The 26,518-nt window shown below is 63.6% G+C and carries 21 protein-coding genes and 4 pseudogenes; 8 read left to right on the top strand and 17 right to left on the bottom strand.

Translation table 11 applies throughout. The annotated features are described in order from the left end of the window. Positions 1–103 precede the first annotated feature (103 nt). Positions 104–1,744 carry a chaperonin GroEL gene (gene groL / locus ACVWW3_RS16040; RefSeq protein ID WP_247338899.1) on the bottom strand — a complete coding sequence of 547 codons (1,641 nt, stop codon included), beginning with the start codon at positions 1,742–1,744 and terminating at the stop codon, positions 104–106. Between the two features lie 45 nt (positions 1,745–1,789). Further along, the gene (locus ACVWW3_RS16035) at positions 1,790–2,104 is read right to left on the bottom strand and encodes a co-chaperone GroES (RefSeq protein WP_247338897.1); all 315 of its coding nucleotides are present in this window, start codon (positions 2,102–2,104) and stop codon (positions 1,790–1,792) included. Positions 2,105–2,484: 380 nt separating this feature from the next. Here ACVWW3_RS16035 and ACVWW3_RS16030 point away from each other — a divergent pair, with 380 nt between their 5' ends. Together ACVWW3_RS16030 and ACVWW3_RS16025 are read left to right on the top strand one after the other, a co-directional pair. Further along, on the top strand, positions 2,485–2,772 hold the full coding sequence (locus ACVWW3_RS16030; protein WP_247338894.1) for an usg protein: 288 nt from the start codon (positions 2,485–2,487) through the stop codon (positions 2,770–2,772). A gap of 155 nt (positions 2,773–2,927) precedes the next feature. Beyond that, positions 2,928–3,455 carry a cupin domain-containing protein gene (locus ACVWW3_RS16025; protein ID WP_456649381.1) on the top strand — a complete coding sequence of 176 codons (528 nt, stop codon included), beginning with the start codon at positions 2,928–2,930 and terminating at the stop codon, positions 3,453–3,455. A 12-nt stretch (positions 3,456–3,467) separates the two neighbouring features. On the opposite strand, the pseudogene ACVWW3_RS16020 reads toward ACVWW3_RS16025, so the two are convergent. After that, positions 3,468–5,605: pseudogene (locus ACVWW3_RS16020) on the bottom strand (O-linked N-acetylglucosamine transferase, SPINDLY family protein). Between the two features lie 103 nt (positions 5,606–5,708). Beyond that, a complete protein-coding gene (locus ACVWW3_RS16015) occupies positions 5,709–6,959 on the bottom strand; it encodes a NupC/NupG family nucleoside CNT transporter (RefSeq protein ID WP_456649382.1) in 1,251 nt (416 codons plus the stop codon). Between the two features lie 157 nt (positions 6,960–7,116). On the opposite strand from ACVWW3_RS16015, the gene ACVWW3_RS16010 reads away from it, so the two are divergent. Further along, positions 7,117–8,355: an MFS transporter gene (locus ACVWW3_RS16010; RefSeq protein ID WP_456649383.1), complete on the top strand. Its 1,239-nt coding sequence runs from the start codon at positions 7,117–7,119 to the stop codon at positions 8,353–8,355. A 186-nt stretch (positions 8,356–8,541) separates the two neighbouring features. Here ACVWW3_RS16010 and ACVWW3_RS16005 read toward each other — a convergent pair. The 5 genes and pseudogenes from ACVWW3_RS16005 to ACVWW3_RS15985 form a co-directional block, all read right to left on the bottom strand. Continuing rightward, positions 8,542–9,301: pseudogene (locus ACVWW3_RS16005) on the bottom strand (SDR family oxidoreductase). Positions 9,302–9,327: 26 nt separating this feature from the next. After that, positions 9,328–10,086 (bottom strand): proteasome-type protease, encoded by a 759-nt coding sequence (locus ACVWW3_RS16000; RefSeq protein ID WP_247338874.1) that lies wholly within the window; start codon positions 10,084–10,086, stop codon positions 9,328–9,330. Between the two features lie 122 nt (positions 10,087–10,208). Continuing rightward, positions 10,209–11,057, bottom strand: coding sequence for a transglutaminase family protein (locus ACVWW3_RS15995; protein WP_247338873.1), 849 nt, complete (start codon positions 11,055–11,057; stop codon positions 10,209–10,211). A gap of 68 nt (positions 11,058–11,125) precedes the next feature. Continuing rightward, the gene (locus ACVWW3_RS15990; RefSeq protein WP_247338872.1) at positions 11,126–12,070 is read right to left on the bottom strand and encodes an alpha-E domain-containing protein; all 945 of its coding nucleotides are present in this window, start codon (positions 12,068–12,070) and stop codon (positions 11,126–11,128) included. Between the two features lie 4 nt (positions 12,071–12,074). Beyond that, entirely contained in the window at positions 12,075–13,493 is a 1,419-nt protein-coding gene (locus ACVWW3_RS15985; RefSeq protein WP_456649385.1) for a circularly permuted type 2 ATP-grasp protein, read from the bottom strand. A gap of 275 nt (positions 13,494–13,768) precedes the next feature. Here ACVWW3_RS15985 and ACVWW3_RS15980 point away from each other — a divergent pair, with 275 nt between their 5' ends. From ACVWW3_RS15980 to ACVWW3_RS15970, 3 genes are read left to right on the top strand one after another with little or no spacing between them, the layout of a single operon-like run. Next, positions 13,769–14,506 carry a competence/damage-inducible protein A gene (locus ACVWW3_RS15980; RefSeq protein WP_247338870.1) on the top strand — a complete coding sequence of 246 codons (738 nt, stop codon included), beginning with the start codon at positions 13,769–13,771 and terminating at the stop codon, positions 14,504–14,506. A 28-nt stretch (positions 14,507–14,534) separates the two neighbouring features. Then, a complete protein-coding gene (gpt, locus tag ACVWW3_RS15975) occupies positions 14,535–15,062 on the top strand; it encodes a xanthine phosphoribosyltransferase (protein WP_247338869.1) in 528 nt (175 codons plus the stop codon). A 28-nt stretch (positions 15,063–15,090) separates the two neighbouring features. Further along, entirely contained in the window at positions 15,091–15,708 is a 618-nt protein-coding gene (locus ACVWW3_RS15970; RefSeq protein WP_456649386.1) for a hypothetical protein, read from the top strand. Here the strand turns inward: ACVWW3_RS15970 and ACVWW3_RS15965 are convergent. After that, positions 15,705–15,941, bottom strand: coding sequence for a hypothetical protein (locus ACVWW3_RS15965; protein ID WP_456649387.1), 237 nt, complete (start codon positions 15,939–15,941; stop codon positions 15,705–15,707). The two genes, ACVWW3_RS15970 and ACVWW3_RS15965, sit on opposite strands and share 4 nt — an antisense overlap. Beyond that, complete coding sequence (locus ACVWW3_RS15960) at positions 15,938–16,960, bottom strand: methionine synthase (protein WP_456649388.1); 1,023 nt, start codon at positions 16,958–16,960, stop codon at positions 15,938–15,940. Before ACVWW3_RS15960 ends, ACVWW3_RS15965 begins: the two co-directional genes overlap by 4 nt. 109 nt (positions 16,961–17,069) lie before the next feature. On the opposite strand from ACVWW3_RS15960, the gene ACVWW3_RS15955 reads away from it, so the two are divergent. Beyond that, complete coding sequence (locus ACVWW3_RS15955) at positions 17,070–17,678, top strand: DsbA family protein (RefSeq protein WP_456649389.1); 609 nt, start codon at positions 17,070–17,072, stop codon at positions 17,676–17,678. Beyond that, positions 17,678–18,664, top strand: a complete 987-nt coding sequence (locus tag ACVWW3_RS15950) for an NADPH:quinone oxidoreductase family protein (RefSeq protein WP_456649390.1) — start codon at positions 17,678–17,680, stop codon at positions 18,662–18,664. Before ACVWW3_RS15955 ends, ACVWW3_RS15950 begins: the two co-directional genes overlap by 1 nt. A gap of 58 nt (positions 18,665–18,722) precedes the next feature. Here the strand turns inward: ACVWW3_RS15950 and ACVWW3_RS15945 are convergent, their stop codons facing one another. The 6 genes and pseudogenes from ACVWW3_RS15945 to ACVWW3_RS15920 all read right to left on the bottom strand — a co-directional run bounded on the left by ACVWW3_RS15945 (position 18,723) and on the right by ACVWW3_RS15920 (position 26,509). Beyond that, positions 18,723–19,613 carry a crotonase/enoyl-CoA hydratase family protein gene (locus ACVWW3_RS15945; protein WP_456649391.1) on the bottom strand — a complete coding sequence of 297 codons (891 nt, stop codon included), beginning with the start codon at positions 19,611–19,613 and terminating at the stop codon, positions 18,723–18,725. A 99-nt stretch (positions 19,614–19,712) separates the two neighbouring features. Continuing rightward, on the bottom strand, positions 19,713–21,134 hold the full coding sequence (locus tag ACVWW3_RS15940; RefSeq protein ID WP_456649392.1) for an amidase: 1,422 nt from the start codon (positions 21,132–21,134) through the stop codon (positions 19,713–19,715). Beyond that, positions 21,127–22,300: pseudogene (locus ACVWW3_RS15935) on the bottom strand (M20 aminoacylase family protein). Before ACVWW3_RS15935 ends, ACVWW3_RS15940 begins: the two are co-directional and overlap by 8 nt. A 13-nt stretch (positions 22,301–22,313) precedes the next feature. Beyond that, positions 22,314–23,830, bottom strand: a pseudogene (locus ACVWW3_RS15930) (M81 family metallopeptidase). 142 nt (positions 23,831–23,972) lie between these two features. Further along, positions 23,973–25,622, bottom strand: coding sequence for an ABC transporter ATP-binding protein (locus ACVWW3_RS15925; protein WP_456649395.1), 1,650 nt, complete (start codon positions 25,620–25,622; stop codon positions 23,973–23,975). After that, a complete protein-coding gene (locus ACVWW3_RS15920) occupies positions 25,622–26,509 on the bottom strand; it encodes an ABC transporter permease (protein WP_247338844.1) in 888 nt (295 codons plus the stop codon). Before ACVWW3_RS15920 ends, ACVWW3_RS15925 begins: the two co-directional genes overlap by 1 nt. Between the last annotated feature and the right edge of the window lie 9 nt (positions 26,510–26,518).

Below are 26,518 nucleotides of genomic sequence, written 5' to 3'. Positions count from 1 at the left end.
GGCCTCCCGTCATTCTGGCGGCGCGAAACGATCATTCCCCAAAACAAAAACCCCGGCATTGCTGCCGGGGTTTCGCGTTTTGTGGTTTGCCGGAGTGGCTGGATCAGAAATCCATGCCGCCCATGCCGCCGCCCGGGGGCATTGCGGGGCCGGAGCCGCCCTTCTTGGGCAACTCGGCGACCATGGCTTCCGTGGTGATCAGCAGGGCCGCAACCGAGGCTGCGTTCTGGATCGCGGTACGCACGACCTTGGTCGGGTCGATGATGCCCTTGGTGACCAGGTTGACGTACTCGCCGGTCTGGGAGTCGAAGCCGTAAGCATACGTCTTGTTCTCCAGGATCTTGCCGACGATCACCGAGCCGTCTTCACCGGCGTTGATCGCGATCTGGCGAGCGGGCGCGGAGAGCGCCTTGCGCACGATCTCGACGCCGGTCTTCTGGTCGTCGTTCTTGGTGCGCAGGCCCTTGAGCTGCTCGGAAGCACGGAGCAGGGCGACGCCGCCGCCCGGGACGATGCCTTCTTCCACAGCCGCGCGGGTCGCATGCATCGCGTCATCAACGCGATCCTTGCGCTCCTTCACCTCGACCTCGGTCGCGCCGCCGACGCGGATCACCGCGACGCCGCCCGCGAGCTTGGCGAGACGCTCCTGGAGCTTCTCACGGTCGTAGTCCGAGGTGGTTTCCTCGATCTGCGCCTTGATCTGGGCCACGCGCGCCTCGATGTCGGCCTTCTTGCCGGCCCCGCTGACGATGGTGGTGTTTTCCTTGTCGATCATCACCTTCTTGGCGCGACCGAGCATGGCGAGCGTGACATTCTCCATCTTGATGCCGAGATCTTCCGAGATCGCCTGACCACCGGTCAGAACCGCGATGTCCTGCAGCATGGCCTTGCGGCGATCGCCGAAGCCCGGAGCCTTGACGGCCGCGACCTTCAGGCCGCCGCGGAGACGGTTGACGACCAGGGTGGCAAGAGCTTCGCCTTCGACGTCTTCGGCGATAATCACTAGCGGTTTGCCGCTCTGCACCACGGCTTCCAACAAGGGAAGCAATTCATTCAACTGAGATAGCTTCTTTTCGTTGATGAGGACGTAAGCATCTTCCATTTCAACGCGCATCTTGTCGGCGTTGGTGACGAAGTAGGGCGAGATGTAGCCGCGGTCGAACTGCATGCCCTCGACAACCTCGAGTTCGGTCTCGAGCGACTTGGCTTCTTCAACCGTGATGACGCCCTCGTTGCCGACCTTCTTCATGGCGTCGGAGAGGAACTTGCCGATTTCGGCATCGCCGTTGGCGGAGATGGTTCCGACCTGAGCGATTTCCTCGTTCGAGGTGACCTTCTTGGAGTTCTTGACGAGGTCGGCGACCACGGCTTCCACCGCCAGATCGATACCGCGCTTCAGATCCATCGGGTTCATGCCGGCGGCAACCGACTTGGCGCCTTCACGAACGATCGCAGCCGCGAGCACGGTTGCGGTGGTGGTGCCGTCGCCGGCCGCGTCAGCCGACTTGGAGGCGACTTCGCGCACCATCTGCGCGCCCATGTTCTCGAACTTGTCGTCGAGCTCGATCTCCTTGGCGACGGTGACGCCGTCCTTGGTGATGCGGGGAGCGCCGAACGACTTGTCGAGGACGACGTTGCGGCCCTTGGGGCCGAGCGTCACCTTGACGGCGTTGGCGAGGATGTCGACGCCACGCAGCATCTTGTCGCGTGCATCGACGCCGAATTTGACTTCTTTAGCTGCCATCTGGATTTTTCCTTAGGTGTCTAGCTGGGTGGGGAGAGGGGGCTGTTAGGCCGCCTTCTTCTTGGAAGCGGGGACGTCGAGGACGCCCATGACATCGCTTTCCTTCATGATCAGCAGATCGACGTTGTCGATCTTGACTTCAGTGCCGGACCACTTGCCGAACAGCACGCGGTCGCCGACCTTCAGGTCGATCGGGATCAGCTTGCCGGCTTCGTCGCGACCACCGGGGCCGACAGCGACGATTTCGCCCTGCGAGGGCTTTTCCTTGACGGTGTCGGGAATGATGATGCCGCCAGCGGTCTTCTCTTCTGCGTCAATGCGCTTGACCACGACGCGGTCGTGAAGCGGACGGAATTTCATGCAGTTCTCCTAAACGTTTGCACGGATTGATGTTTTCAGGATGTTAGCAACCGATGCCCGCGAGTGCTAAGGCGGGTGAACCTCAAATAGGCCAGGATTTTTGCGGGGGCAAGGGCTTGTACCAGAAAAATCAGCACTCAGAAGCGCTGCCTGCCAGAATTCTTTACCATCGTTAACCGGCCAACTCGGATCTTATTAGCACGGTGCCGCATCTGCTGCTAACGCATTGAATTTCAACAGCTTGTTAAACTTTTGGGCTTGAGATGGATTGTCAGTTTGCGTCACATTTCTATCTTGTGAGCGCATCTCCACCGGGTGGCTCGTAGGGCGCGTACCGGAAAGCCACCCCTTGAATATGCGCTCCTGCAAAGGAGGTTGGCATGGTCTCGCGGGTTGGGGTTGTTTCCGACGATTTCCGGAAACAGGTGCTGGGTTACGGGCTGACGACGGCGGAAATTCTCTACCGGATGCCGGATCATCGCTCGCTGCTCCAGACCTATGTCTGGCAGAACTACGACATGTTTCCGAAATTCCCGGCGCTGACGGATTTCCTGGCGTTTTGGCAGCAGAAGCTCGACGGCCCACTGTTCTCAGTGACGGTCGTGCATTCCAAGCTGATCAAGCCGGCCGAGCTGCGTGCGGTCGACGGTGTGTTTCGGTTGCATTGATCGCGGGATGCGTAGGACCTGGATGAGCGCAGCGTGATCCACCACTGTTTGTATCCTCGGAAGCGAAAGAGGTGGGTTACGCCTACGGCTAACTCACCCTACGAGTCTTTTTTCTGTGCTAGCGTCTCCTTCACAACAAAACGGGAGGCCGGCCCATGGCCAAGAAAGTAAAATCGCGCAGCGCATTGCAAGCCGCGGTGAAGAAGCGGAGTGGCGCCAAGGCCGCGCCCCGATTATCGGCGCGCAAGGCGGTGAAAGCGAAGGCGCGCACTGTCACCCCGAAAAAGCCCGTGGGTCCCAAGCAGCGCATCGCCATCAGCCATCACCGCGAGGAAGACTTCAAGGCCGACGGTCTGCGCACCTACGCGAAGTATCGCGATCTCGGCATCGCTGCTGCAAGCCACGGCCTCGCGCAAGCGCACGTGATCCGGCTGCAAGGTCCCTGCAACCCGGACGAGGTCTCGAAGCTGCACTTCCACGCCGTCGAATTCCAGATGGTCTACGTGCTCAAGGGTTGGGTGAAGACCTATATGGACGGAGAGGGCGAGACGCTGATGAAAGAGGGCAGCGCCTGGACTCAGCCGCCGAAGATCAAGCACATGATTCTGGATTATTCGGACGACGTCGAGCTGCTGGAGGTAATCCTGCCGGCGGAGTTCAGGACGGTGGAGTTGAAAGCGTAAGCTCTCTCGTCGTCATTGCGGGGAGTGGCCATTGCAATAGCGTTTCCACATCGCGCGATAGGCATCGTCCACTGCTTGCGTGTATGAGACGGGGTTGCCGGCGGCTGCAGCCTTGATCTGTCCGGGCAGTTCGCAGCGCAACTTCTGGAGGTCGCCGATCTGCGATCCACGGCCAGCCGCGATTTCGACATACGCCTCATCGCTATTCGCGACCCAGTCCGGCAGGCCAAGCGCGGTGAGGATGGAGCCCGCAGCACGGCTAGGCAGGCTGTTACCGAGCTTCGCCACCACCGGCACGCCCATCTGCAAGGCTTCCCAAGTGCTGACGCCGCCATTCTGCGGGAACGGGTCGAGGCCAATATCGACGCGATTGAACGATGCCAGATGCTCGGTTCGCGAGGTGGCTCCGAGCAGGTCGACGCGTTCGGCCGGCAACCGGCAAGCTGCAAACCGCGCCAGCAGATTGTCGCGGACCAGCCGATCGTCCAGCGCAAAATCTTTGATCAGCAGTCGCGAACCCGGCACCCGCTCGAGAATCCTGGACCAGACTTCCACCGCCTCGTCCGAAATCTTGCTGATACGGTTGAAGACGCCGAATGTGATGAAACCGTTCGAGATCGCCGGCGTTGGCGCCCGCGCAATCCCGTCCGGCAGCGGCACCAGCGTCACAAAGCATGGCAGGTCGACAACGGTCTCCGCAAACAGCGGCCGAACCGCAAAGGGAATCGCGACCGGGTCCGAGAACAGATAATCGATCGTTCGCAGCCCGGTGCCGGTGCCGTGGCCCCAGCCATGCACCTGGACCGGTGCCGGCTTCCGCGCAAACACGCCGAGCCGGTGTCCCTTGGTATGGCCGGACAGATCGATCAGGATGTCGATGCCATCGGCGCGGATTTGAGCGGCGAGGTGATCGTCGGTCCATTGCGAGGCGTCGCGCCAGCGGTCGGCGAACCCTTGAAATTCGCCAGTCGTCGCATCCGCTTTCGGCGAACAAGAGTAGCACACGATCTCGAACTGTGTCCGATCATGGTGTTGCAGGACCGGCTTGAAAATGAACGCCGCCGAATGCGCGTGAAAATCCGACGAGACATAACCCAGCACCAGACGGCGATCCGGATCGCAGCTGTTGTCATGCGGTCCTACCGCTGCTGAAGCGATCTTCGCGCCGACCCGTTCCCACCAAAGCTGCCGCGCTTGCTGATGCTGCGCAACGCTGGCGCCCGCCACAAAATCGAGCGCGAATATCAGTTGTTGGTGATCGCGTCCTCGAAGTCAGGCTTGATGGCAAGAGCCCTGTCGAAACTGGCGTGGGCTTCGTCGACCCGGCCAAGTCCCGCGAGACATTGGCCAAGCAGGATGTGGGCCTGAAAGAAAGCGGGATTGATCGCGAGAGCCTTCTCGCAATCAGGCAATGCGTCGGCAATTCCTTTGTTTCGGACCAGGACAGTGGCCCGCCCGTACCACCCGTTCGCGTTGTCGGGTGCGAGAGCGATCACCCGGTTGTAATCCGCTGAGGCTTCGTCAAATCGCAGAAGTTCCAGCCATGCAGCAGCGCGGTTCGTCAGTGCCGAGACATGATTAGGCTGGATCGATAGCGCGCGGTTCAAGCTCGCAATGGCCTCACCATAGTCGCGCAGACTGCAGAGCGCCCAGCCTCGGCCGTTATGGGCATCGGCAAGGTTTCCATCGATTGCGAGCGCCTTGTCGAAACTTTCGAGCGCTTCATGGTGAAGATCTAGGGCGAGGCATACGTTACCGAGATTGGACAGGGCAACGGCGTAATTGGGCCGCAAAGCGATGGCTTTTTTATAGCTCTCGCGGGCCTCATCATGACGTTGCAGCCCGTTCAGCGCGACGCCACGGCTCATCTGGGCTTCAGGAGACCGCGGATCCACGGCAACCGCTCGGCTTAGTAGAATTTCGGCTTGCTGATAGTTTTTGGCTTGAGACTCCAGCACGCCGAGCAAATGCAGCGCTACGAACTGATCGGGCGCAAGCTCCAGGAGTTGGCGATAGGCGGCCTGAGCCTCGGTGAGAAGCCCCGCCTTATGCAGATAGAGGGCGCGCTCGAGCAGCGGCGTCACTTCGGCTTTTTGCCGTTTCTGAATCCGGGCATTTTGAAATGCACGCTGACCAACGCCGTTGCCCATGAATCAATTCCACCCGAATCTCCAGGCGAGATTAACATGGAAGTATTGTCCGGATTGCGCTGCACTCCATCCTGGCAATGAGGACGCAAGCCTCACGCAAGCCTCACGTCAACACCCCCACGATCGCGCCCATCAAACACGTCGTCAGCGTGCCTGATACGATCGACTTCAGCCCGAGCGCGTTGATTTCCTCGCGCCGTTCCGGCGCCATCACGCCGAGACCGCCGATCATGATGCCGAGGCTGGCGAAATTGGCGAAGCCGCACATCGCGTACAGCATGATCAGCCGCGAGCGCGGATCGAGCGCATCGTGCGACAGCTTTGAGAAGTCGACATAGGCGATCAATTCGTTGAGCACGGTCTTGGTGCCCATCAGGCTTCCGGCGATGACGGCCTGATCCCAGGGTAATCCCATCAACCAGCACACCGGCGCCATCACAAGGCCAAGCAGGCGCTGCAAAGAGATCGCGGCGCCGCCGACGTTCGGCAGCAGGCCGAGGATAGCGTTGACGAGATAGACCAGCGCGACAAGCACCAGCAGCATCGCGACGATGTTGATCAGCAGTTCGATCCCCGCGCCGGTGCCTTTCACGATTGCATCCATCGTGCCGGAGACCTCCATCTCGGGATCCTCCAGCGCGCCGCCGGTGCGCTTGTCGGATGTTTCCGGAACCATGATCAGGCTGACGAGGATCGCGGCCGGTGCGCCCAGCACCGAGGCAATGACGAAATGCGCGGCGGCGTCAGGAATGAGGGGAGCAAGGAGCGTCGCATAGAGCACCAGCACCGTGCCGGCGATGCCGGCCATGCCGCCGGTCATCACCAGGAACAATTCGCTGCGGGTCATCTGCGCGAGATACGGCCGCACGAACAGCGGTGCTTCGACCATGCCGAGAAAGATGTTGGCGGCAGTCGAGAGTCCGACCGCGCCGCCGACCCCCAGCGTCCGCTCCAGCAGCCAAGCCATGCCGCGCACGACTGGCGGCAGCACGCGCCAATAGAACAAGAGCGTCGTCAGCACGCTCATGACCAGCACGATAGGAAGCGCCTGGAAGGCCAGAATGAAATCGGCGCCCGGCACTTTCAGATCGAAGGGCAGGGGCCCGCCGCCGATATAGCCGAACACGAAGGACGAACCGGCGCGCGAGGCCGTCGAGATCGCGCCCACGGCATCGTTGATGGCACCGAAGGTGCGCGCGACGACGGGCACCTTCAGGAGCACGATCGTGGTGACGAAAGTGGCGACGAGGCCGATCGCCGCCTGGCGCAGCGAGACTGCGCGGCGATTTTCGCTCAGTACCAAGGCGATCAACAGCAATGCGAAAACGCCGAGTGCCGATTGCAGCCGCAGCATGATGTCCCCAAACCCGATGATTATGGCCGCCCGTGCGTTGCAAACGCAATGCCGGGAGATTGTCGGAGCATCCCTCTGTTGACAAGCAGGCCCGCGTCAGCCACGCGGAGCACGTCGACATCAGGAGCCGGATAGTCCGAGCGTGACCGAAGAGGCGATGCCAGACCAGCCAATATCCGGAATTCCGCCGGTCAGCGCCCGCGTGCTCCTCTCCCACCGTGCCTTCCTGTTCTTCCTGCTCTCGCGCAGCCTGTCGCGCTTTTCCAGCCAGATCGCGGCGGTCGCGATCGGCTGGCAGATCTACGATCTCACAGGTTCGGCCTTCGACCTCGGCATGGTCGGCCTCGTGCAATTCCTGCCGACGGCGCTGCTGGTGTTCGTCGCTGGCCATGCCGCCGATCGCTACGAGCGCAAGCGCGTCGTCCAGCTCTGCCAATTGGTGGAAGCCGCGACCGCGCTCTATCTCGGCGTCATCACCTATCTCGGCTTGGTCAGCGAAGTGCAGATTTTTGTGGCGACCTTCGTGCTCGGCATTGCCGGAGCCTTCGAAAGTCCGACCACCGCGGCGCTGCTGCCGGCGATCGCGCCGCAGGGCTCGCTGCAGCGCGCCACCGCCGTCTCCAGCGGTGCCGCGCAGGTCGCGACCATCACGGGGCCGGCCCTCGGCGGTTTTGCCTACGCGGTCGCGCCGCATCTTGCCTACGCAATGATGGTACTGTTCTGGATCTTTGGAATGATCCTGACCGGCTTCATCCGGCCGCGCCCGCAGGCGATCGCCAAGGAGGGGACGAACTCGGACAATGTCTTCGCCGGCGTCCGCTTCATCCGCAGCAATCCGGCGATCCTCGGCACCATCTCGCTCGATCTGTTCGCGGTGCTGTTCGGCGGCGTCACCGCGCTGCTGCCGATCTATGCCCGCGACATCCTCCAGACCGGTCCGATGGGGCTGGGGATCCTACGCGCCGCGCCCGCGGTCGGCGCGCTGGCGATGACCATGGTGCTGGCCCGTCACGCCATTTCGCGGCATGTGGGCCTGCGCATGTTTCAGGCCGTGATCGTGTTCGGCGTCGCGACGATCGTGTTCGCACTGTCGTCCTGGATGTGGCTGTCGGTGCTCGCGCTCGCCATTCTCGGCGCGGCCGATACGATCAGTGTCGTGATCCGCTTCTCGCTGGTGCAGCTCGCGACCCCCGACGAGATGCGCGGCCGGGTCGGTGCGGTGAACTTCCTCTTCATCAACGCGTCCAACCAGCTCGGCCAGTTCGAGAGCGGGGTCGCCGCCGCACTGTTCGGCGCCATGCCGGCGGCCGTTCTCGGTGGCGCCTGCACGGTCGCAGTGGCGCTGCTATGGATGAAGCTGTTTCCAAGCCTGCGGCAGGTGGAGAGTTTGGAGTAGGGCGGGAGCTCTCTCCTCTCGTCATTGCGAGGAGCCCTTGCGACGAAGCAATCCAGATTGTTGCCCCGGAGGGATACTGGATTGCTTCGCTACGCTCGCAATGACAGCTGCGGAAATAGCGCAGATGAATCAATAGGGCGCCGCTACGCGCCTACTGTGCATGGGGTTGTTTTCGAGATTTTTGAGTTAGCCCCGTCCGACGAACGGCATCTTGGTGGCCATGACAGTCATGGTCAGCACGTTGGCGTCGAGCGGCAGGCCGGCCATGTAGGCAACGGCATCGCCGACCGCCTTCGCGTCCATGCGCGGCTCCTGCTTCGACGTGCCGTCGGGCTGCAGCACGCCGGGCGCCGTTGACCATGCGGTCGGTCATCGGCGTCGCCGCGTTGCCGATATCGACCTGGCCGACTGCGATGTCATACATGCGGCCGTCAAGGTTAGAGGCCTTGGTCAGGCCGGTGATGGCGTGCTTGGTCGAGGTGTAGGCCGCCGAGAACGGCCGCGGCGCATGCGCCGAGATCGAGCCGTTGTTGATGACGCGGCCGCCGCGGGGGCTCTGGTCCTTCATGATACGGAAGGCGTGCTGGGTGCACAGGAACGGGCCGGTGAGGTTGGTGTTCACCACCGCTTGCCACTGTTCGAGGGTCAGATCCTCGAAATTCACCGGCGGTGCGCCCATGCCGGCATTGTTGAAGAGCACGTCGAGCCGGCCATAGGTGTCCTTCACCTTAGCGAACAGCGAGGCAATCGAGTCCGGCTTGGTCATGTCGGCGGTGACGCAGAGGCTTTTCCCCGCCGGGCCAAGCTTCGCGGTCTCCTCGAGCATGTCGAGTCGGCGCCCGACGAGCACCACGGTGAAGCCGGTGTTCATCAGCGCCAGCGACGCCGCGCGCCCGACTCCGGTGCCGGCGCCCGTCACCACTGCGATCTTTTTCGCTTCACTCATCGTTTCCTGCCTTTTCTCTTAAATTGTCAGGTTTTGGGTTCTTTTTCGTTCTTGTAGGGCGGCCGCGGAATGTTCTGATGCGCGGCGCGCAAGGCCGCAGACCAGCGCGAGCGCAAATCGTGGAAATAGGGCTCGCCCGCCTCGATGCGGTGGTTGAGATCGGCCTCGCAGGCGTCGGCACGCACCACCAGCACGTCGATCGGCAGGCCGACGCCGAGGTTCGAGCGCATGGTCGAATCCATCGAGATCAGGCCCGTCTTCAGCGCCTCGTAGAGTTCGACGTCGTAATGCATGGCGCGGTCGAGTACCGGCTTTCCGTATTTGTGCTCGCCGATCTGCAAGTAGGGCGTGTCGGTGGTGCACTCGATGAAGTTACCCGCGGTGTAAACCATGAACAGGCGCATGCGCGCACCCTTGATCTGGCCGCCGAACAGAAAGGAGACGTCGAAGGACACGTCCTCGGATTTCAGCGCCGGCCCTTCGGTCGCGTGCACGGCCCGGATCGCCCGACCGATGCGCTGGGCCGCCTGGAACATGGTCGGCGCGTTCATCAGCGTCTCGATCTCGCCCGTGTTGGGGTCTTCGAGGCCTTCGGTCAACGTGGAGAGCACCGATTGGCTGATTGCGAGGTTGCCGGCGCTGGCGATCGCCATGATGCGGTCGCCGGGATTGGAGAAGATGTGGAGCTTGCGGAAGGTCGAGACGTTGTCGAGGCCGGCATTGGTGCGGGTGTCGGCGATCATCACCAGACCGTCCCGAACCAGGATTCCGCAACAATAGGTCATTTCCAGTCCCCGAACGCGTTTGCGCGGAATTACTAGCCAATTTCAAGGGCCGCTCCAACCCCCGATTCCCGCGGGCGGCGGGCCGAAAGCAGTCGGCCGGTGAGGGGCTTGGGTGGCGCGGCTCAGCTTTGCCGCTGGGACTGCGATTGCGACTGGCCGCTTCGGCCGGCCTGCTCGACCTTCACGGCCACCGCCAGCGTCTCGGGGCCGCCGCCATAACGGGTGCCGCGCACGGGGGCGGCGCCGAGATAATCGAGCCCGATCGCGACGCGGACATGTGCGTCGGTGGCGCAGATGCTGTTGGCGGGGTCGAAACCGACCCAGCCAAGGCCGTCAACGTAAGCCTCCGCCCAGGCATGGCCGGCGTCCTGATGCACCGTGCCGTCGGAGCGCAGGAAGTGGCCGGAGACGAACCGCGCAGGCACGCCGCCGCTGCGAGCGCAGGCGATGAAGATATGCGCGTAGTCCTGGCACACGCCGCGCTTGAGCGTGAACGCTTCCGCCGCTGACGTGCCGCTGTTGGTCGGGTCCTCGTCGAAAGTCATGTGATCGCCGATCTGCGTCATCAGCGTGTGCAGGAAGCCGAGCGTGTCGCTCTCGGCCTCGCTGCGCAGCTGGCGCGCAACTGCATTCATCCCCGGATTGACGGTGGTGAGGTCGGTGGCGCGCAAGAACATACCTGCCGGAAAGCGCTCATCGGCGCCGCGCAGCACGCCGCCGGTGTCATGGGTTTCGATCAGGCCCTCGGCGGTGATCCTGATGTCGCTGACGGGTCCGCAGGACAGCACATGGGTGACGTTGCCGAATGCGTCCTCGTGGGTGTCGAGCTTGGTGTCGGTCGAAACGTCGATCTGCCACTCCGCCACATATTGCCCGTCGTGGCTGCCGGGCGTCATGCGCAGGATCTGGATGACGCTCGTGGCCTCCGGCTCGTAGCGATAGGTCGTGGTGTGCAGGATTCGCAGGCGCATGATGGACCGTTGTTCTGGCGTCGTCGTTCCGGGCTTGCCCTGCGGGCGTCCCGGGGATGACAGCAGTATCAGATCAAATACTGCTTCGTGATGATTTCGCCCAGCCTGGCATTATCCGCGATGAATTCCTGAATGAATTCATGCACGCCATGCTGGAAAATGTCGTTCATGTTGCTGTGTTCCAGCCGGTTGCGGATGCCGCGGGCATGGCGCTGGGCGGGGCCCTGGCGGCCATAGGCGACGCCGATCTGGTCGAGATTGCGCACGAGATTGCCGTAGCAGCTTGCAAGCGAACGCGGCAGCGAGTCGTTGAGGATGAGCAAATCCGCGATCAGCCAGGGTTTCAGCGTCTCGCGATAGACCCAGTGATAGGCCGTCAGCGCCGAGACCGAGCGCAGGATCGAGGTCCACTGGTAGAAATCGAGCGGGCCGCCGACATGCTCCTCCTCGGGCAACAGCACGTGGTATTTCACGTCGAGAATGCGCGCGGTGTTGTCGGCGCGTTCGAGATGCAGGCCCATCCGCGAGAACCAATAGGCGTCGTTGCGCAGCATGGTCCGGTAGGCCGAGCCGTCGAAGCGCAGCGAGGTCTCCTGCACGAAGCGCAGGAATTTTGCGAGATCCTCGCGCGTGGAGGTTCCTCTGCTCCAGACCTCCTGCAACTCGATCCACGCCGAGTTGATGGTGTCCCACATCTCGCTCGTCAGCGCTGTGCGCACCGAGCGCGAATTCAGCCGCGCCGCCTCGATGCAATTCCTGATCGAGGACGGATTATCGGCCGAGAACGAGAGATAATCGACGACGTTGTGCTCGTTGGCTTCTTCGTACTGCTGATAGAAGCTCGCGGCGACGCCGGCGGTCAAAAGCGCCGAGTCCCATTCGTTGGTCTTGCCGATATAGGCGGCGGGAAGCGCGGTGACGCGCAGCGTCGCATCGATGGTGCGCGCGAGATACTCGGCCCGTTCGACGTAGCGGGCGAGCCAATAGAGGTTTTCGGCGGTGCGCGACAGCATCTCTCTACTCGTCCAGAATCCAGGTGTCTTTGGTGCCGCCGCCCTGGCTCGAATTCACCACCAGGGAGCCTTCCTTCAGCGCAACGCGTGTCAGCCCGCCCGGCACGATCGTGGTGCTCTTGCTGCCGGTGAGCACGAACGGCCGCAGGTCCACGTGGCGCGGCGCAAGGCCGGATGCCGTGCAGGTCGGACAGGTCGAGAGCGCCAGCGTCGGCTGCGCAATGAAGCCTTCGGGCTCGCGCTTGAGCTTTTCGCGGAAGGCTTCGATCGTCGCCTTGGTCGCGGCAGGACCGATCAGCATGCCGTAGCCGCCGGAGCCGTGCACCTCCTTCACGACGAGTTCGTTCAGATGGTCCAGCACATAGGCGAGATCCTTCGGCTCGCGGCAGCGCCAGGTCGGCACGTTCTTCAGGATCGGCTCCTCGCCGAGATAGAATTTTACGATGTCCGGCATGTAGGAGTAGATCGCCTTGTCATCGGCGATCCCGGTGCCGACCGCGTTGGCAAGCGTGATGTTGCCGGCCGCATAGGCCGACATCAGCCCGGGCACGCCGAGCGCGGAGTCGGGGCGGAAGGTGAGGGGATCGAGGTAGTCGTCGTCGACGCGACGGTAGATCACGTCAACGCGCTTCACGCCTTCGGTCGTCCGCATGAACACTTCGTTGTTCTTGACGATGAGGTCGCGGCCCTCGACCAGCTCGATGCCGAGCTTGTCGGCGAGGAAGGAGTGCTCGTAATAGGCCGAGTTGTAAACGCCAGGGGTAAGCAGCGCGACGGTTGGCTCGCCGGAGGCGCTTTGCGGCGCCACTGAGCGCAGGGCGGACAGCAACTCGTCCGGATAGCGCTCGACCGGCGCCACTCTGTGGCGGGCGAACAGGTCCGGAAACAGCCGCATCATGATCTCGCGGTTTTCCAGCATGTACGACACGCCCGAGGGCGTGCGCGCATTGTCCTCCAGCACGATGAAGTCCTCTGCATCGACCCGGACGATGTCGATGCCGGCGATGTGCACGTAGACGTCGTGCGGCACCTGCTGGCCGTTCATCTCGGGACGAAAGACCGGGTTCTGAAAGATGAGGTCGTCGGGCACGATCTCGGCACGGAGGATGTCGCGGCCATGGTAGATGTCGCGCAGGAACATGTTGAGCGCGCGCACCCGCTGCTTCAGGCCCTTCTCGAGCAGCGCCCATTCCTTGCCGGACATGATCCGCGGGATCACGTCGAAGGGGATCAGGCGTTCGGTGGATTCGGACTCCCCATAGACCGCGAAGGTAATGCCGATGCGGCGGAATAGGAGCTCGGCCTCCTGGCGGCGATATTCGAGCGCCTCGGGCGGCGTCTCCTTGAGCCAGCGTGCCAGCTCCTGATAGGCGGGGCGAAGGTCCCCACCGGGAATGTTCATTTCATCAAACGCGAGTGCCATAGATCCCGACTTGTCTCCGCAAGGCGTTGCGCCATTCGACAGGTCGTCAGGCCTTGATGGAGACCGCAACGTCCTGGCCATGCGGCAAGAGTGCATGACTTTCATGCGGTAGCAAGGGCCGGGCCAGCGCGATAAGCATGGGCAGAGGACATTTGCCGGGGATGGCCGGCGGCTTGCCTGAAAAAATGGCTGAGGACTGCTTATTTCGGCAGCAAAACCGCGTGACTTCAACGCGTTACCTCGGCAAAGTCGGCACTAAAAGTGAGGGATAGTTTATGAGCGAGATCGTCACGGCGGGCATTCTGGTTATTGGGGACGAAATCCTGTCCGGCCGGACCAAGGACAAGAATATCGGCTTCATCGCCGAATACCTGACCAATATCGGCATCGACCTGAAGGAGGTCCGGGTCGTCTCCGACGACGAGCCCGACATCATTGCCGCGTTGGATGCACTGCGGCATCGCTACACCTATGTCTTCACCACCGGCGGCATTGGCCCGACCCACGACGACATCACCGCCGACAGCGTCGCCAAGGCGTTCGGCGTCGGCATCGACCATCACCCGGAGGTGGTCGCCCGTTTCCGCGAGCGATGGAGCGAGCAGGATCTCAACGAGGCCCGCCTGCGCATGGCCCGCATTCCCGACGGTGCGGAGTTGATCCAGAGCGCGACCATCCTCGCCCCCGGCTTCAAGATCGGCAATGTGATCGTGATGGCCGGCGTGCCCTCGATCATGCAGGCGATGATGGACATCGTCTCGCCCAAGCTGAAATCGGGCGTGCGCATGCTTTCCGAATCGGTCCGCGCCAATGCGCGTGAGGGTGACATCGGCAGCCCACTGCGAGTGATCGCCGCCGAGCACCCCGACACCATCATCGGCAGCTATCCCTTCATGGATGAAGAGCAGAAGCCAAACACCAACCTGGTGGTGCGCTCGCGCGACGCGGACAAGCTGGCGGCAGCGATGGTGGCGGTGAAGGAAATGCTGGCGGGATTGAATATCACCCGCTAGCTGCCGGCAGACGAATTAGGAGACGACAATGGCTGGTGATGCACCGGAACTGAGCGCGCAGGAACGCGCAGGCAAGGCTTTCCCTGTCTCGTGGGACCAGTTCCATCGGGACTGCCGGGCGCTGACCTGGCGGCTCAACGAGGTCGGTCCATTCCACGCGGTGATTGCGATCACGCGCGGCGGCCTGGTGCCGGCCGCGATCGTCGCGCGCGAGCTCGGCGTGCGCGTGATCGATACGGTCTGCATCGCCAGCTACGATCACGACAAGCAGGGTGACTTGCAGGTTCTCAAGGGCATTTCAGATGCGGCGATGAAACTCGGCGGCGGCACCGGCAAGGGGCTCCTGATCGTCGACGATCTCGTCGACACCGGCAAGACCGGCAAGCTGGTGCGCGCGATGCTCCCCGATGCGCATTTCGCAACCGTCTACGCCAAGCCGAAGGGACGTCCGCTGGTCGACACCTTCATCACCGAAGTCTCGCAGGACACCTGGATATTCTTCCCGTGGGACACAGCGCTGTCCTACCACCCGCCGCTCCGCGACGGGGCGGCGTGACTATCGCGACGGCGCGGCGGAGCCATCGATGCCCCTGCAAAACCGCGTCACGCCGACCGGCGAGATCATTGCCACACCGCACCGCGGCCTGTTCACCGGCAACCGCGGCATCATCCACGATCCCGCGACGAAGACGCTGCTGAGGAAGCGCTGGTCGTCGCCGGCCTGGATCGTTTGCCTGTGTGAATTCCGCGGCTGGCGGCGGCCGGTGATGGCGCGGCGGAGCTGGACCGAGCTGTTCTTTCTCGACGAGGCCACGGCCTTTGCCGCGGGTCACCGTCCCTGCTTCTTCTGCCGCCGCGACGACGCCAAGCGCTTTCGCGCGGCGTGGGAGACGGGCAACGGCGTGAGTAATGCGCGTGCGAAGGAGATTGATGTCCAACTGCACCTGGAACGTCTGGATCATGGTCGCAAGCGCTTGCACCCGCTGCCTGCGCCCCTCGCAGAATTGCCTGACGGCGCGATGGTGCAGCAGGGCGAAGAGAGTTTTCTGGTGATACAGGGACGAGCGCTAACGTGGTCGCCTGCCGGCTATGCCCGCGCTACGGGTGAGCTGGCGAGCCCAATGCTGCTGACGCCCCCGTCCACACTGCGCGCGCTCAGTGCCGGATATCTGTTGCTGCTGCATCCCACCGCCCTGGATTAGCGGAGCGGCCTGCCTTCTTCATCCACATTTGTTCGCGCATCGCGCAATGCCCATTCGCGGATCACCTGGCGGCACCGGGTCAGTTCGACTTCGCTCGCGGCATTCGCATCCCGCGATGCGCGCTCCACCATCGCCTTGCAGGTAAGGAGCACGGAGCGATCCTCCGCGCACGCAGACGAGGTGATCGCCGCAACTGTTGCGACGACGAGCGCCGTCCGGATCACCGTCATCATCCGAGCTTCTCGCGTGCCAGGGCGGCACCGGCACCGAGCGCCATCAACTTGGCTTCGGCGATCTCCCGCCGCATCGGCGCCATGCCGCAATTGGTGGTGGCGATGATGTTGCTCTTGGGTACGAATTTCGACACAGCGTCGATCACCTGCACGACGTCCTCGGCGGTCTCCACCGTGTCGCTGGCGACATCGATCACACCGGCCTGCACGATCTTGTTCTTGAGCAGCGCGAGGAGATCGAGCGGCACCTTCGAATTGCGGCATTCGATCGCGACCTGCTGGATAGGGCTGGCGTCGATCGCAGGAAAGATCTGCTCATACTGCCGCCATTGTGCGCCGAGCGTCTCCTTCCAGTCGGTGTTGGCCTTGATGCCGTAGCCGTAGCAGATGTGCACGGCGGTGACGCAGGTCAGGCCTTGCGCCGCGCGCTCCAGCGCCTTGATGCCCCAGTCGTTGACCTCGTCCATGTAGACGTTGAAGGCGGGCTCGTCGAACTGCACGAGATCGACGCCGTCGGCCTGGAGCGCCTTGGCTTCCTCGTTCAGGAGTTCGGCGAATGCAAAGGCCATCTTGACGCGGTCGCCATAGTAGCGATCGGCAATGGTGTCGATGATGGTCATCGGGCCGGGCAGGGTGAACTTGAGCTTCTTCTTTGTATGCATCCGCGCGACGCGCGCCTCATCGGCGTGAACGCGGCTCTTCAGCCGGAGCGGGGCGACCACCTGCGGCACCATCGCCTTGTAGCGATCCTTGCGGATGCCCATCTCGACCTTGTGGGCAAAATCGATGCCCTCGATCTTCTCCAGAAAACCGTGGACGAAATGCTGTCGGGCCTGCTCGCCCTCGGTGACGATGTCGATGCCGGCGTCCTCCTGGACTTTGACGGCAAGCATGGTCGCATCGCGCTTGGCGCGGACGAGCTCGTCGCCTTGCGACTTCCATGGCGCCCAGAGCATGTTGGGCTCGGCGAGCCATTCCGGCTTCGGCAAGGAGCCGGCGATCGTGGTTGGAAACAGCATGGCGGCCCTCCCGGCGGGTTGTGTTGCGCCCCTTCCTGCCATGTCTTAACGTCGAGGTACAGAACAACAAAAGTCGCCTTGAAACCCGGGACGCCGGACCGGAAACGCCATGATCGAGTTCTTCTTCGACTGTTCCAGCCCCTGGACCTATCTCGCCTTCCACAACATCCAGCCGCTCGCCAAAGAACTCGGCGCGGAGATCATCTGGCGGCCGATCCTGGTCGGCGGCATCTTCAACACGGTCAATCCGAGCGTCTATGCGCAGCGCGAGACGCCGGTGCCGCTGAAGGCGCGCTACATGAAAAAGGACCTTGCCGACTGGACGCGCTCGGCCGGCCTGTCGATCAAGATGCCGCCGACGGTGTTTCCGGTGAACAGCGTGAAAGCGATGCGCGGCTGCATCTGGCTCGGGCAGGAATCGGTGCCTTTCGCCACGGCGGTGTTCGAGACCTATTGGGGCGAAGACAAGGACATCTCGCGGGACGCAGTGCTCGCCGAAATCTGCAGGAAGGTCGGCGTCGACGAGCAGAAATTCTTCGCGGGCATTTCCGGGCAGGGGATCAAGGACCAGCTCAAGGCCAACACCGAAGAGGTCGTCGCCCGCGGCGGCTTCGGCTCGCCGACGATCTTCGTCGGCAAGACCGACATGTATTTCGGCAACGACCGCCTGCCGCTGATCCGTGAGGCGATCCTGCGCCGCAAGGCGAGCGCGGCCTGATGGTGCGGGCTGTCGTCTGCCGCGCGCTCGGCGAGCCCGAAACGTTGCGGCTGGAGGAGTTTCCGTCGCGCGACCTGAAGCCGAGCCAAGTGCGGGTCGCGATCCGCGCCGCTGGCTTGAATTTTCCCGACGTGTTGATGGCGGCCGGCGAATACCAGCTCAAGCCGGAGCTGCCGTTCACGCCGGGTATGGAGGCGGCCGGCGACGTGACCGAGGTCGGCGCAGAGGCAAGCGGCGTCGCCGTCGGCGACAAGGTCATCGTCAAAATGCGGCACGGCGCCTTCACGGATGAAGCCGTGGTGACGCCGTCGCAGCTCACGCCGATGCCATCGACGTTCGACTATGCGGAAGCTGCGACTTATCTCGCCGGGCATGGCACTGCCTATCACGCGCTGATCGACCGCGGTCGAGTCCAGCCGGGCGAGGTGCTGCTGGTGCATGGCGCCGGCGGGGGCGTCGGCCTTGCTGCCGTCGAGATCGGCAAGATGCTGGGCGCGACCGTGATCGCGACCGCTTCCAGCGACGAGAAGCTGGCCATCGCGAAATCCCGCGGCGCCGATCATCTTATCCGCTACGACCGCGAGCCGTTTCGTGATGCGGTCAAGCGTATCACTGACGGTCGCGGGGCCGACGTCGTGTTCGATCCCGTCGGCGGCGAGGTGTTCGAGAATTCGATGCGCTGCATCGCCTGGGGCGCGCGGCTCCTGGTGATCGGCTTCACCGGCGGCATCGGTTCGGCCAAGACCAATCTGTTGCTGATCAAAGGCGCCAGCGTGCTCGGTGTGCGTGCCGGCGAAGCCGTGCGGAAAAATCCCGCGCTTGGAGAGACGCGTCTGAAGGCGCTGCTGACATGGGCGGAGGAGGGCAAGCTGCGGCCCAACATCTCGCACCGCCTGCCGCTGGAAGATTATGCGAAGGCGATGCGGCTGTTGCTTGACCGCAAGGCGATCGGGCGTGTGGCGCTGATGATGCATGGAGAAAAGTAGGGTGGGCTAGCGAAGCGTAACCCACCACTTCTCTCGAAGCGCAGAAAGTTAAGAGGCCTCACTTGTACTCCCGCTCGGTCCACCACGGGAAATAGTCCGGCATATCGCTCGACACCTTGTTCTTGAACTGCGCAGGGCGTTTCTCAAGGAACGATGTCACGCCTTCCTTCACATCGTCCGAGCGGCCGCGGGCGTAGATGCCACGGCTGTCGACCTTGTGGGCTTCCATGGGATCGTCGGCGCCCATCATGCGCCACATCATCTGGCGGATCAGCGCCACCGACACCGGCGCCGTCTTCGCCGCAAACTCCTTGGCGAGCGCACGGGCGGTCGGCAGCAGATCATCCGGGGCTACGACCTTGCTGACGAGACGGCCGGCGAGGGCTTCCTGGGCTGGGAAGACGCGGCCCGAATAACACCATTCCAGCGCCTGGGAAATGCCGACGATGCGCGGCAGGAACCAACTCGAGGCCGCCTCCGGCACGATGCCGCGCTGGGAGAACACGAAGCCGAACCGCGCGGCGTCGGAGGCGATGCGGATGTCCATCGCGAGCTGCATGGTGACGCCGATGCCGACCGCGGGACCGTTCACCGCGGCAATCACCGGCTTCAAGCATTTGAAGATGCGCAGCGTCACCTGGCCACCGCCGTCGCGCACCTGGGAATCGCTGTAGTCGACCTTGCCGTCGGCGAAGCGCTTTACGGGCCCGCGCCGTGCGTCGCGATCAAAGGTATCGGCGCCCGACGAAAGGTCTGCGCCCGCGCAGAAACCGCGGCCGGCGCCGGTGACGATGATGGCGCGGACGTCGTCGTCCTTGTCGGCGGCATCGAACGCGTCGATCAGCTCCCCTTGCATCTGCGCGTTGAAGGCGTTGAGCTTGTCGGGCCGGTTCAGCGTGATGGTGAGGATCTGCTCGGCGGTTTCGTATTTGATCGTCTCATACGCCATGGTGGTTTCCTTCCCTGTCCTGAATTTCCATATCGAGGAGACGTCACGCACGGCCGCCAGCGTCCGTCTTGCGCGGACTGGGCGTGTGGTGGCCAAGCTCTACGTCGCGGGCGGGCTGGGCCAGGGCTTCTGCGGGCCGCGCAAGCTCTCGAACGCCTTGGCCATGCCGAGCACGCCGATATCGTCGAAGCGGCGTCCGACGATCTGGACGCCGATGGGGAAACCCCTGGCGTCAAAGCCGCCGTTGATGGAGATCGCCGGATTCTCCGACATATTCCACGGCACGGTATAGGCGATGTGCTCGAACGGCTTCATGGGATCGTTGGTCGGCGAGGCCCATTCCGCCGGATAGTTCACGTTCGGCGCGGTCGGCGAGATCACATAGTCGAGCTCGCAGAACAGCTTTGATGCCGCGGCGCGGATCGCCATGGTCTGGTTGAAGCCCCTGATGACGTCGACACCCGAGAGCTTCGCGCCAGACTCGCCCCACTTGAAAATGTAGGGCAGTACCTTTGCCTGCTCGGCGGGCGTCAGCTTCGACAGATCATCCCACATCCGTGCGCGCCAAAAGTTGTCGAGGCCGTCGAGCATTTCGCGCGTGAGGATGCCGTCGACTTCGGTGACGACGGCGCCTGCGGATTCGAACGCTTTCGCCGCCTTCACCGCGACCTCGCGCACCGGCTTCTCCAGCGCCTGGCCAACGCCGGGATCGAGCATCAATCCGATACGGAGTTTGCGCGGCGATTTCTCCAGCCCCTTCCAGTTCAGCGGCTCGGCGGGGAGGCTCATGCCGTCGCGCCGGTCGGGTTTTGCCATCACGCTCATCATCAGCGCGCAATCATCGACGGTGCGGGTCATCGGCCCCGCGACGCGGCCGACATAGGCGGGATCAATCGGCACGCGGCCAAAGCTTGGCTTCAATCCGACCAGGCCGCACCAGCCCGCGGGCAAACGAACCGAGCCGCCGATATCGGTCCCGAGATGCAGCGGACCATAGCCGGCTGCCGCAGCGGCGCCCGCGCCGGCGCTGGACCCGCCGGGATTCTTGGAGAGGTCCCAGGGATTGCGCGCGAGCGCATGGAAGCTGGAGAGCCCCGAGGACAACATGCCGTAATCGGGCATGGTGGTTTTTGCGAAGATGATCGCACCGGCTTCGCGCAGGCGCGCGGCGGGCGGCGCGTCCTTCTCGGCCGGCAGCAGCTTGACGCTCGCGGCCCCCAGCGGCACGGGCACACCCTTGGTCGCGATGTTGTCCTTCACCGTCACAGGCACGCCGTCGAGCGAGCCCGACGGCTCGCCGCCGGTCCAGCGCGCGGTCGAGGCCTTCGCGGTCTCGCGCGCGCCGTCGGGATCGAATGCATAGAGCGCTCTAAGATGCGGCTCCCACGCTGCGACGTGCGCGAGCACGTCTTCCAGCACCTCGCTTGGCGAGAATTGTTTGGCGCGATAGCCCGCGATCAGATCGACCGCGGAAAGATCGTGCAGCGAGGTGACCGCCTCTTCGACGCTCTTTTTATGCATTGCTACCTACCGGCATACGGGTCTCGATGATCCGGGCGAACATGCTGGCACCGATCGGCAGGATCTTGTCGTCGAGCACGAAGCCGGGATTGTGCACGGGCACCGAGCCGTCGTGGCCGACCCAGAAATAGGCGCCGGGAATGGTTTGCAGCATGTCGGCAAAATCCTCGCTGCCCATCTTCGGCTGGGTGCGGGTAATCACCTTGGCAGGATCGACGACGGTGCGCGCGACCTCCTCGACCACCTTGGACTGCTCGACCTGGTTGACCAGCACGCCGAAGGTGTCGCGGATGTCGGCTTCGATCTCGCACTGGAAGGCGCTCGCGATGCCGGCGCAGATCGTGCGGATGCGTTGGCTGATCAGGGCGCGGACTTCATCGGAGAAGGTGCGGATGGTGCCGCAGAGATGCGCCTCGCCGGGGATGACGTTGTAGGCGGAACCGGCGTGAATCTGCGTGATCGAGATGACGGCGGCCTGCAGTGGCTCGACGTTGCGGCTGACGATGGTCTGGATCGCCTGCGCCAGTGTGGTCGCGATGATCACCGCGTCCTTTGAGCGTTCGGGCATCGCGCCATGCGCGCCGTAGCCGGTGATGCGGAGGTCGAAGAAGTCGGCGCTGGCCATCGCCGGGCCGGGCAGGATCGCGATCTCGCCGTGGTTGAGGTCCGGCGCGTTGTGCAGACCGTAGAGCTCGTCGCACGGAAATTTCTCGAACAAGCCGTCCTTGATCATCGCGCGGGCGCCGCCAAGCCCTTCCTCGGCCGGCTGGAAGATCAGATGCACCGTGCCGTCGAAGTTTTTGGTCTCGGCGAGGTAGCGTGCGGTGCCCAGTAGCATGGTCGTATGGCCGTCATGGCCGCAGCCGTGGAAGCGGCCGGGGATTTTCGAACTCCATTTCAGATTGGTGTTCTCTTCCATCGGCAGCGCGTCCATGTCGGCGCGCAGGCCGATACGCTTGCCGCTCGAACCCTTGCCCTTGATGACGCCGATCACGCCGGTGCCGCCGAGACCGCGATGCACCTCGATGCCCCAGCTCTTCAGCTTGTCCGCGACGATGCCGGAGGTGGCGCACTTCCTCGAAGCCGATCTCCGGATGGGCGTGGAGGTCGCGGCGAATGGCTGTGAGTTCGTCGGCATAACCGTCGATGCGGTCGATCGTGGGCATGTGTTGTATCCAGTTAGCGTGAGGAGGGAGTGAAAACCGGGCCGTTCGGCTTGATGCGAATACCCGGCCGCAGGCGCGTCCATGGCAGGGTGGCTGTGTCCGCCGGCATCGCCCCAGGCGCGGCGCAGATCATCAGCATTTCCGCGATCGGCTCGAAGTCGGCGCGGAAGTGCACTGAGCTCTTGTTGACCAAAATCTTCTCTTCGGTCGGCTCGATGCCGACATAGCGGTACATCGCCTGGTCGGCGAGCTGCGCCTTGTGTGAGGAGACGACGACGCGGACGTCGCCGATGCGCAGGCAGGCAGAGGGGCCCATCTCCATCTCGCGGCCGCCATAGTAAGGGCCGGGCGCGATGAAGCGGCCGTCGGAGAGTTTTTCGATGACGAAGGTCTCGCGATAGGGGGGGGGGGGGGTTCGTCGCCGGGAATGCCGGACTTGCCGCCGAGTGACAGCGTCACGGTGGCGCCGACGCCGGCCACATGGGCGGCCTTGGCGGATTCCGGATCGTAGATCGCGCCGGTCGCAGCACTCGCCTTGTTGCGTACCAGTGCGCGCAGCATGCCCATGGTGTCGGAATCGCCGCCGGCGCCGGGATTGTCCTGGGTGTCGGCGATGATGATCGGCTTGCTCGCGCCCTTCGAGAGTTCCATCGCGTGGCGCACGCCGTCATCGGGTGACCAGATCTTGCCGTCGAAATCGTCCTCGTGGCTTTCGATCAGTTTTACGATCGCATCCGCTGCGCGATCGGCATCGGCTTGCGTCTTGCCATAGGCGAACACGCTCGGCCCGCAATCGCGGAAATCGGCGGCGGGGAAGCCGGGCGCGAAGGACAGCGTCGGAACCGCATCACTCTCCAGGACAGCGAGTTTTTCGTAGATGCCCTTGGTCGGCTGGTCGTTGGTGCACTGCCAGCTGATCGGGATCAGGAACGGCAATTGCCTGAAGGCCTTTGCGAATCGCTGTTTCGTGTCCAGCAGCAGCGCGAGATGCCTTGCGGAGGCGCGGCCCGTCTCGGCCATGTCGACATGGGGATAGGTGCGGTAGGCGATCAGCGCATCCGCATGTTCCATCATGTCGGGGGTGACGTTGGCATGGAGATCGAGGCTGGTGATCAGCGGAACGTCCTTGCCGATGACGCGGCGCACGCGCGCCAGAATCTCGCCTTCGCCGTCGTCGAGATGCTCGGTCACCATGGCGCCATGCAGGTCGAGATAGACGGCGTCGATCGGGCCGGCGGCCGCGATGCCATCGACCATCACCTTGACGATGCGCTCGAAGGCGTCCCTGGTGACATGCGCGGAGGGGCTGGCACCGCACGCGATCGTCGGAACGAGTTCCCAGCTCTTGGCTTCGGCGCTGTCGACGAAACCGGCGAGGCCGACGTTGATGCGGCGCATCACCCTCAGCACGTCGGCGCCTTCAGTCATCGCCGGCCATCCGCCGCCGTGCTGGAAGTCTGCGAAAGTCGCCTTCGTCGGAGCGAAGGTGTTGGTCTCGTGCAGGAAGCCGCCGACGGCGATACGTGTCATCAACTCAAGTCCAGGCAATTGAAAGTGCGCGACGTTAGCCCTGCCGCTGAGGCGAGAGCAAGGTGGGAAGCAATCGCGCCGTGCATGGCGTCAAGCTGTTTTGGGAATGCTTGCCGCAATCGCCGTCATTGCGAGGGAGAGACTAAGCGCTCGCCGCCACACCCTCCGACACCGGCCGGAAATTCGCAAAGTCCCAGCCGCGGCCGGGCGCTGCCTCGAGCAAGGCTCTGGTGTAAGCCTCCTTCGGATGCGTCAGCACTTCGGCGGCCGGGCCCTGCTCGACGACACGGCCGTGCTGCATCACCACGACCTCGTCGCAAATCTGTGCTGCGACGCGCAGATCGTGGGTGATGAACAGGATGGCGATGCCGAGCCGCTTCTGTATCTCGTCGAACAGTTCCAGCACTTGCGCCTGCACGGAGACGTCGAGCGCCGAGACCGCTTCGTCCGCCACCAGCACGTCGGGATCGAGCGCGAGCGCGCGGGCAATGGCGATACGCTGGCGCTGACCGCCGGAGAACTGGTGCGGATAGCGCGAGACCGCATCGACCGGCAGGCCGACCAGCTCGAGCAACTCGCGGGCACGCTTCATTGCGTCGGCATGCGACACGCCGTAATTGATCGGGCCTTCCGCGATGCTTTCGCCGACGGTGACGCGCGGGTTGAGGGAGCGGTAGGGATCCTGGAATACAATCTGGATCTTCTTCCGATGCGGCTGCAACAGCCGCCGCGAGATGTCCGAGATCTCGCGGCCGGAAAGGCGCACGCCGCCGGAGGTCGGATCGATCAGGCGGACGATGCAGCGTGCCACGGTCGACTTGCCTGAGCCGCTCTCGCCGACGATGCCGAGCGTGCGACCCTTGCGCAGCGTCAGCGTGACCTTGTCGGCGGCGACGACCTCGCGGCCTTTGCCGAAGAACGCGCGCTCCTTGTAGACCTTGCCGAGCTCGTTGGCCTCCAGCACGACCGGCTCCTTGGTCTCGGGCCGCGCGGCGCGCGGCACCAGGCTAGGCACCGCGGAGAGCAGGTTGCGGGTGTACTCCATGGTCGGATTGCGCAGGATGGAATCGAGTGTGCCGGTCTCGACCAATCGGCCCTGCCGCATCACCGCGACGCGGTCGGCGATCTCGGCGACCACGCCCATGTCATGCGTAATGAACAGCACGGCCGTTCCGTGATCGCGCTGGAGGTCGCGGATCAGGGTCAAAATCTGCTTCTGCGTTGTGACGTCGAGCGCGGTGGTCGGCTCGTCGGCAATGAGCAGCTTCGGTTCGAGCACGAGTGCCATCGCAATCATGATGCGCTGGCGCTGACCGCCGGAGAGTCGGTGAGGGTAGGAGGCAAAGATGCGCTCGACCTGGGGCAGGCGCACCTGCTCCATCATGTCGAGGATGCGCTTCTTCCGCGCCTTCGCGTCGAGATTGGTGTGCGCGCGCAGAACCTCGTCGATCTGGCGGCCGACCGGCACCACCGGATTGAGCGCCGTCATCGGCTCTTGAAAAATCATCGCCATCCGCGTCGCGCGCAGCTGGCGCAGGCGGCGGTCGGTCGCGGTGAGCAGCTCTTCGCCGACCAGCTTGACGCTGCCGCCGGTGGGCACCAGCGTGCCCTTCGGCAGCAGGCCCATCGTGGTGAGCGAGGTCACCGACTTGCCCGAGCCGCTTTCGCCGACAAGGCACAGCGTCTCGCGCTCATGGACCTGGATCGAGATGCCGTCGATAATCTTCGGCCCATTGGGCTTCTTGCCGACGGAGACGGCGAGGTGGTTGATGTCGAGGATCGGGTTGGTCATCACTTGCCTTCCCGCTGCTTCATGCGCGGATCGAGTGCGTCGCGGGCGGCGTCGCCGATCAAATTGATGCTGAGGATCGCGATCGAGAGCAGCAGGCCCGGCCAGAAGATCAGCGTCGGCTTGAGCTGAAAATACTGGCGGCCCTCGGCCATGATGTTGCCCCAGGTCGGCGTCTCCGGCGAGATGCCGGCGCCGAGGAAGGAGAGGATCGCTTCGGTGAGGATCGCGGAAGCACAGACGTAACTGCCCTGCACGATCAGAGGTGCGATCGTGTTCGGCATCAAATGCCGCCACATGATCTTTGGCAGCGATGAGCCGACCGAGATCGCCGCTTCAACATAGGGCTCTTCGCGCGCCGACAGCACGACCGAGCGCACCAGGCGTGCCACGCGCGGAACTTCGGGGATCGTGATCGCGATCAGCACGGTCCAGAGGCTGGCGCCGGAAAGCGACACCACGGCGATTGCCAGCAGGATGCTCGGCATCGCCATCAGGCCGTCCATGATCCGCATCATGACGGAATCGACCAGCTTGAAGAAGCCGGAGACGAGGCCGATCGCCAGCCCAATGACGATCGACATGATCGCCGAGCCGATGCCGATCAGAAGCGAGATGCGCCCGCCATACATGACGCGCGACAGCAGGTCGCGACCATAGGCGTCGGTGCCGAGCAGGAATTGCGCTGAAGAGGGCTTCAGCCGCTGCGAGGGCGCGAGCTGGATCGGATCATGCGGCGCGATCAACGGCGCCAGGATCGAGATCAGCACAATCAATGCAAGGCAGACGGTCGCTGCCGCGATGATCGGCGTCGAGGTGAGGAATCCGAAGCGCGGCCGCAACGGCGACGTGATCGGAATGGACGACTGGGGAAGGGTATCGACCGACATATTTGTTGT

The sequence above is a fragment of the Bradyrhizobium sp. LM2.9 genome, assembly GCF_054056555.1.
This window is presented reverse-complemented; position numbering and strand designations above follow the sequence as displayed.

Excerpts from the sequence above, each read along its gene's own strand:
- ACVWW3_RS15950 (WP_456649390.1), top strand. The coding sequence starts at position 17,678 with ATGGTGCGGGCTGTCGTCTGCCGCGCGCTCGGCGAGCCCGAAACGTTG.
- ACVWW3_RS15990 (WP_247338872.1), bottom strand. The coding sequence starts at position 12,070 with ATGCTGTCGCGCACCGCCGAAAACCTCTATTGGCTCGCCCGCTACGTC.
- ACVWW3_RS15925 (WP_456649395.1), bottom strand. The coding sequence starts at position 25,622 with ATGACCAACCCGATCCTCGACATCAACCACCTCGCCGTCTCCGTCGGC.
- ACVWW3_RS15985 (WP_456649385.1), bottom strand. The coding sequence starts at position 13,493 with ATGGCACTCGCGTTTGATGAAATGAACATTCCCGGTGGGGACCTTCGC.
- ACVWW3_RS15960 (WP_456649388.1), bottom strand. The coding sequence starts at position 16,960 with ATGCTGTTTCCAACCACGATCGCCGGCTCCTTGCCGAAGCCGGAATGG.
- ACVWW3_RS16035 (WP_247338897.1), bottom strand. The coding sequence starts at position 2,104 with ATGAAATTCCGTCCGCTTCACGACCGCGTCGTGGTCAAGCGCATTGAC.
- ACVWW3_RS15955 (WP_456649389.1), top strand. The coding sequence starts at position 17,070 with ATGATCGAGTTCTTCTTCGACTGTTCCAGCCCCTGGACCTATCTCGCC.
- ACVWW3_RS15980 (WP_247338870.1), top strand. The coding sequence starts at position 13,769 with ATGAGCGAGATCGTCACGGCGGGCATTCTGGTTATTGGGGACGAAATC.
- ACVWW3_RS15940 (WP_456649392.1), bottom strand. The coding sequence starts at position 21,134 with ATGCATAAAAAGAGCGTCGAAGAGGCGGTCACCTCGCTGCACGATCTT.
- ACVWW3_RS16030 (WP_247338894.1), top strand. The coding sequence starts at position 2,485 with ATGGTCTCGCGGGTTGGGGTTGTTTCCGACGATTTCCGGAAACAGGTG.
- ACVWW3_RS15920 (WP_247338844.1), bottom strand. The coding sequence starts at position 26,509 with ATGTCGGTCGATACCCTTCCCCAGTCGTCCATTCCGATCACGTCGCCG.
- ACVWW3_RS16015 (WP_456649382.1), bottom strand. The coding sequence starts at position 6,959 with ATGCTGCGGCTGCAATCGGCACTCGGCGTTTTCGCATTGCTGTTGATC.
- ACVWW3_RS15945 (WP_456649391.1), bottom strand. The coding sequence starts at position 19,613 with ATGGCGTATGAGACGATCAAATACGAAACCGCCGAGCAGATCCTCACC.
- ACVWW3_RS16000 (WP_247338874.1), bottom strand. The coding sequence starts at position 10,086 with ATGACCTATTGTTGCGGAATCCTGGTTCGGGACGGTCTGGTGATGATC.
- ACVWW3_RS15970 (WP_456649386.1), top strand. The coding sequence starts at position 15,091 with ATGCCCCTGCAAAACCGCGTCACGCCGACCGGCGAGATCATTGCCACA.
- ACVWW3_RS16025 (WP_456649381.1), top strand. The coding sequence starts at position 2,928 with ATGGCCAAGAAAGTAAAATCGCGCAGCGCATTGCAAGCCGCGGTGAAG.
- ACVWW3_RS16010 (WP_456649383.1), top strand. The coding sequence starts at position 7,117 with ATGCCAGACCAGCCAATATCCGGAATTCCGCCGGTCAGCGCCCGCGTG.
- ACVWW3_RS15965 (WP_456649387.1), bottom strand. The coding sequence starts at position 15,941 with ATGATGACGGTGATCCGGACGGCGCTCGTCGTCGCAACAGTTGCGGCG.
- ACVWW3_RS15995 (WP_247338873.1), bottom strand. The coding sequence starts at position 11,057 with ATGCGCCTGCGAATCCTGCACACCACGACCTATCGCTACGAGCCGGAG.
- groL (WP_247338899.1), bottom strand. The coding sequence starts at position 1,744 with ATGGCAGCTAAAGAAGTCAAATTCGGCGTCGATGCACGCGACAAGATG.
- gpt (WP_247338869.1), top strand. The coding sequence starts at position 14,535 with ATGGCTGGTGATGCACCGGAACTGAGCGCGCAGGAACGCGCAGGCAAG.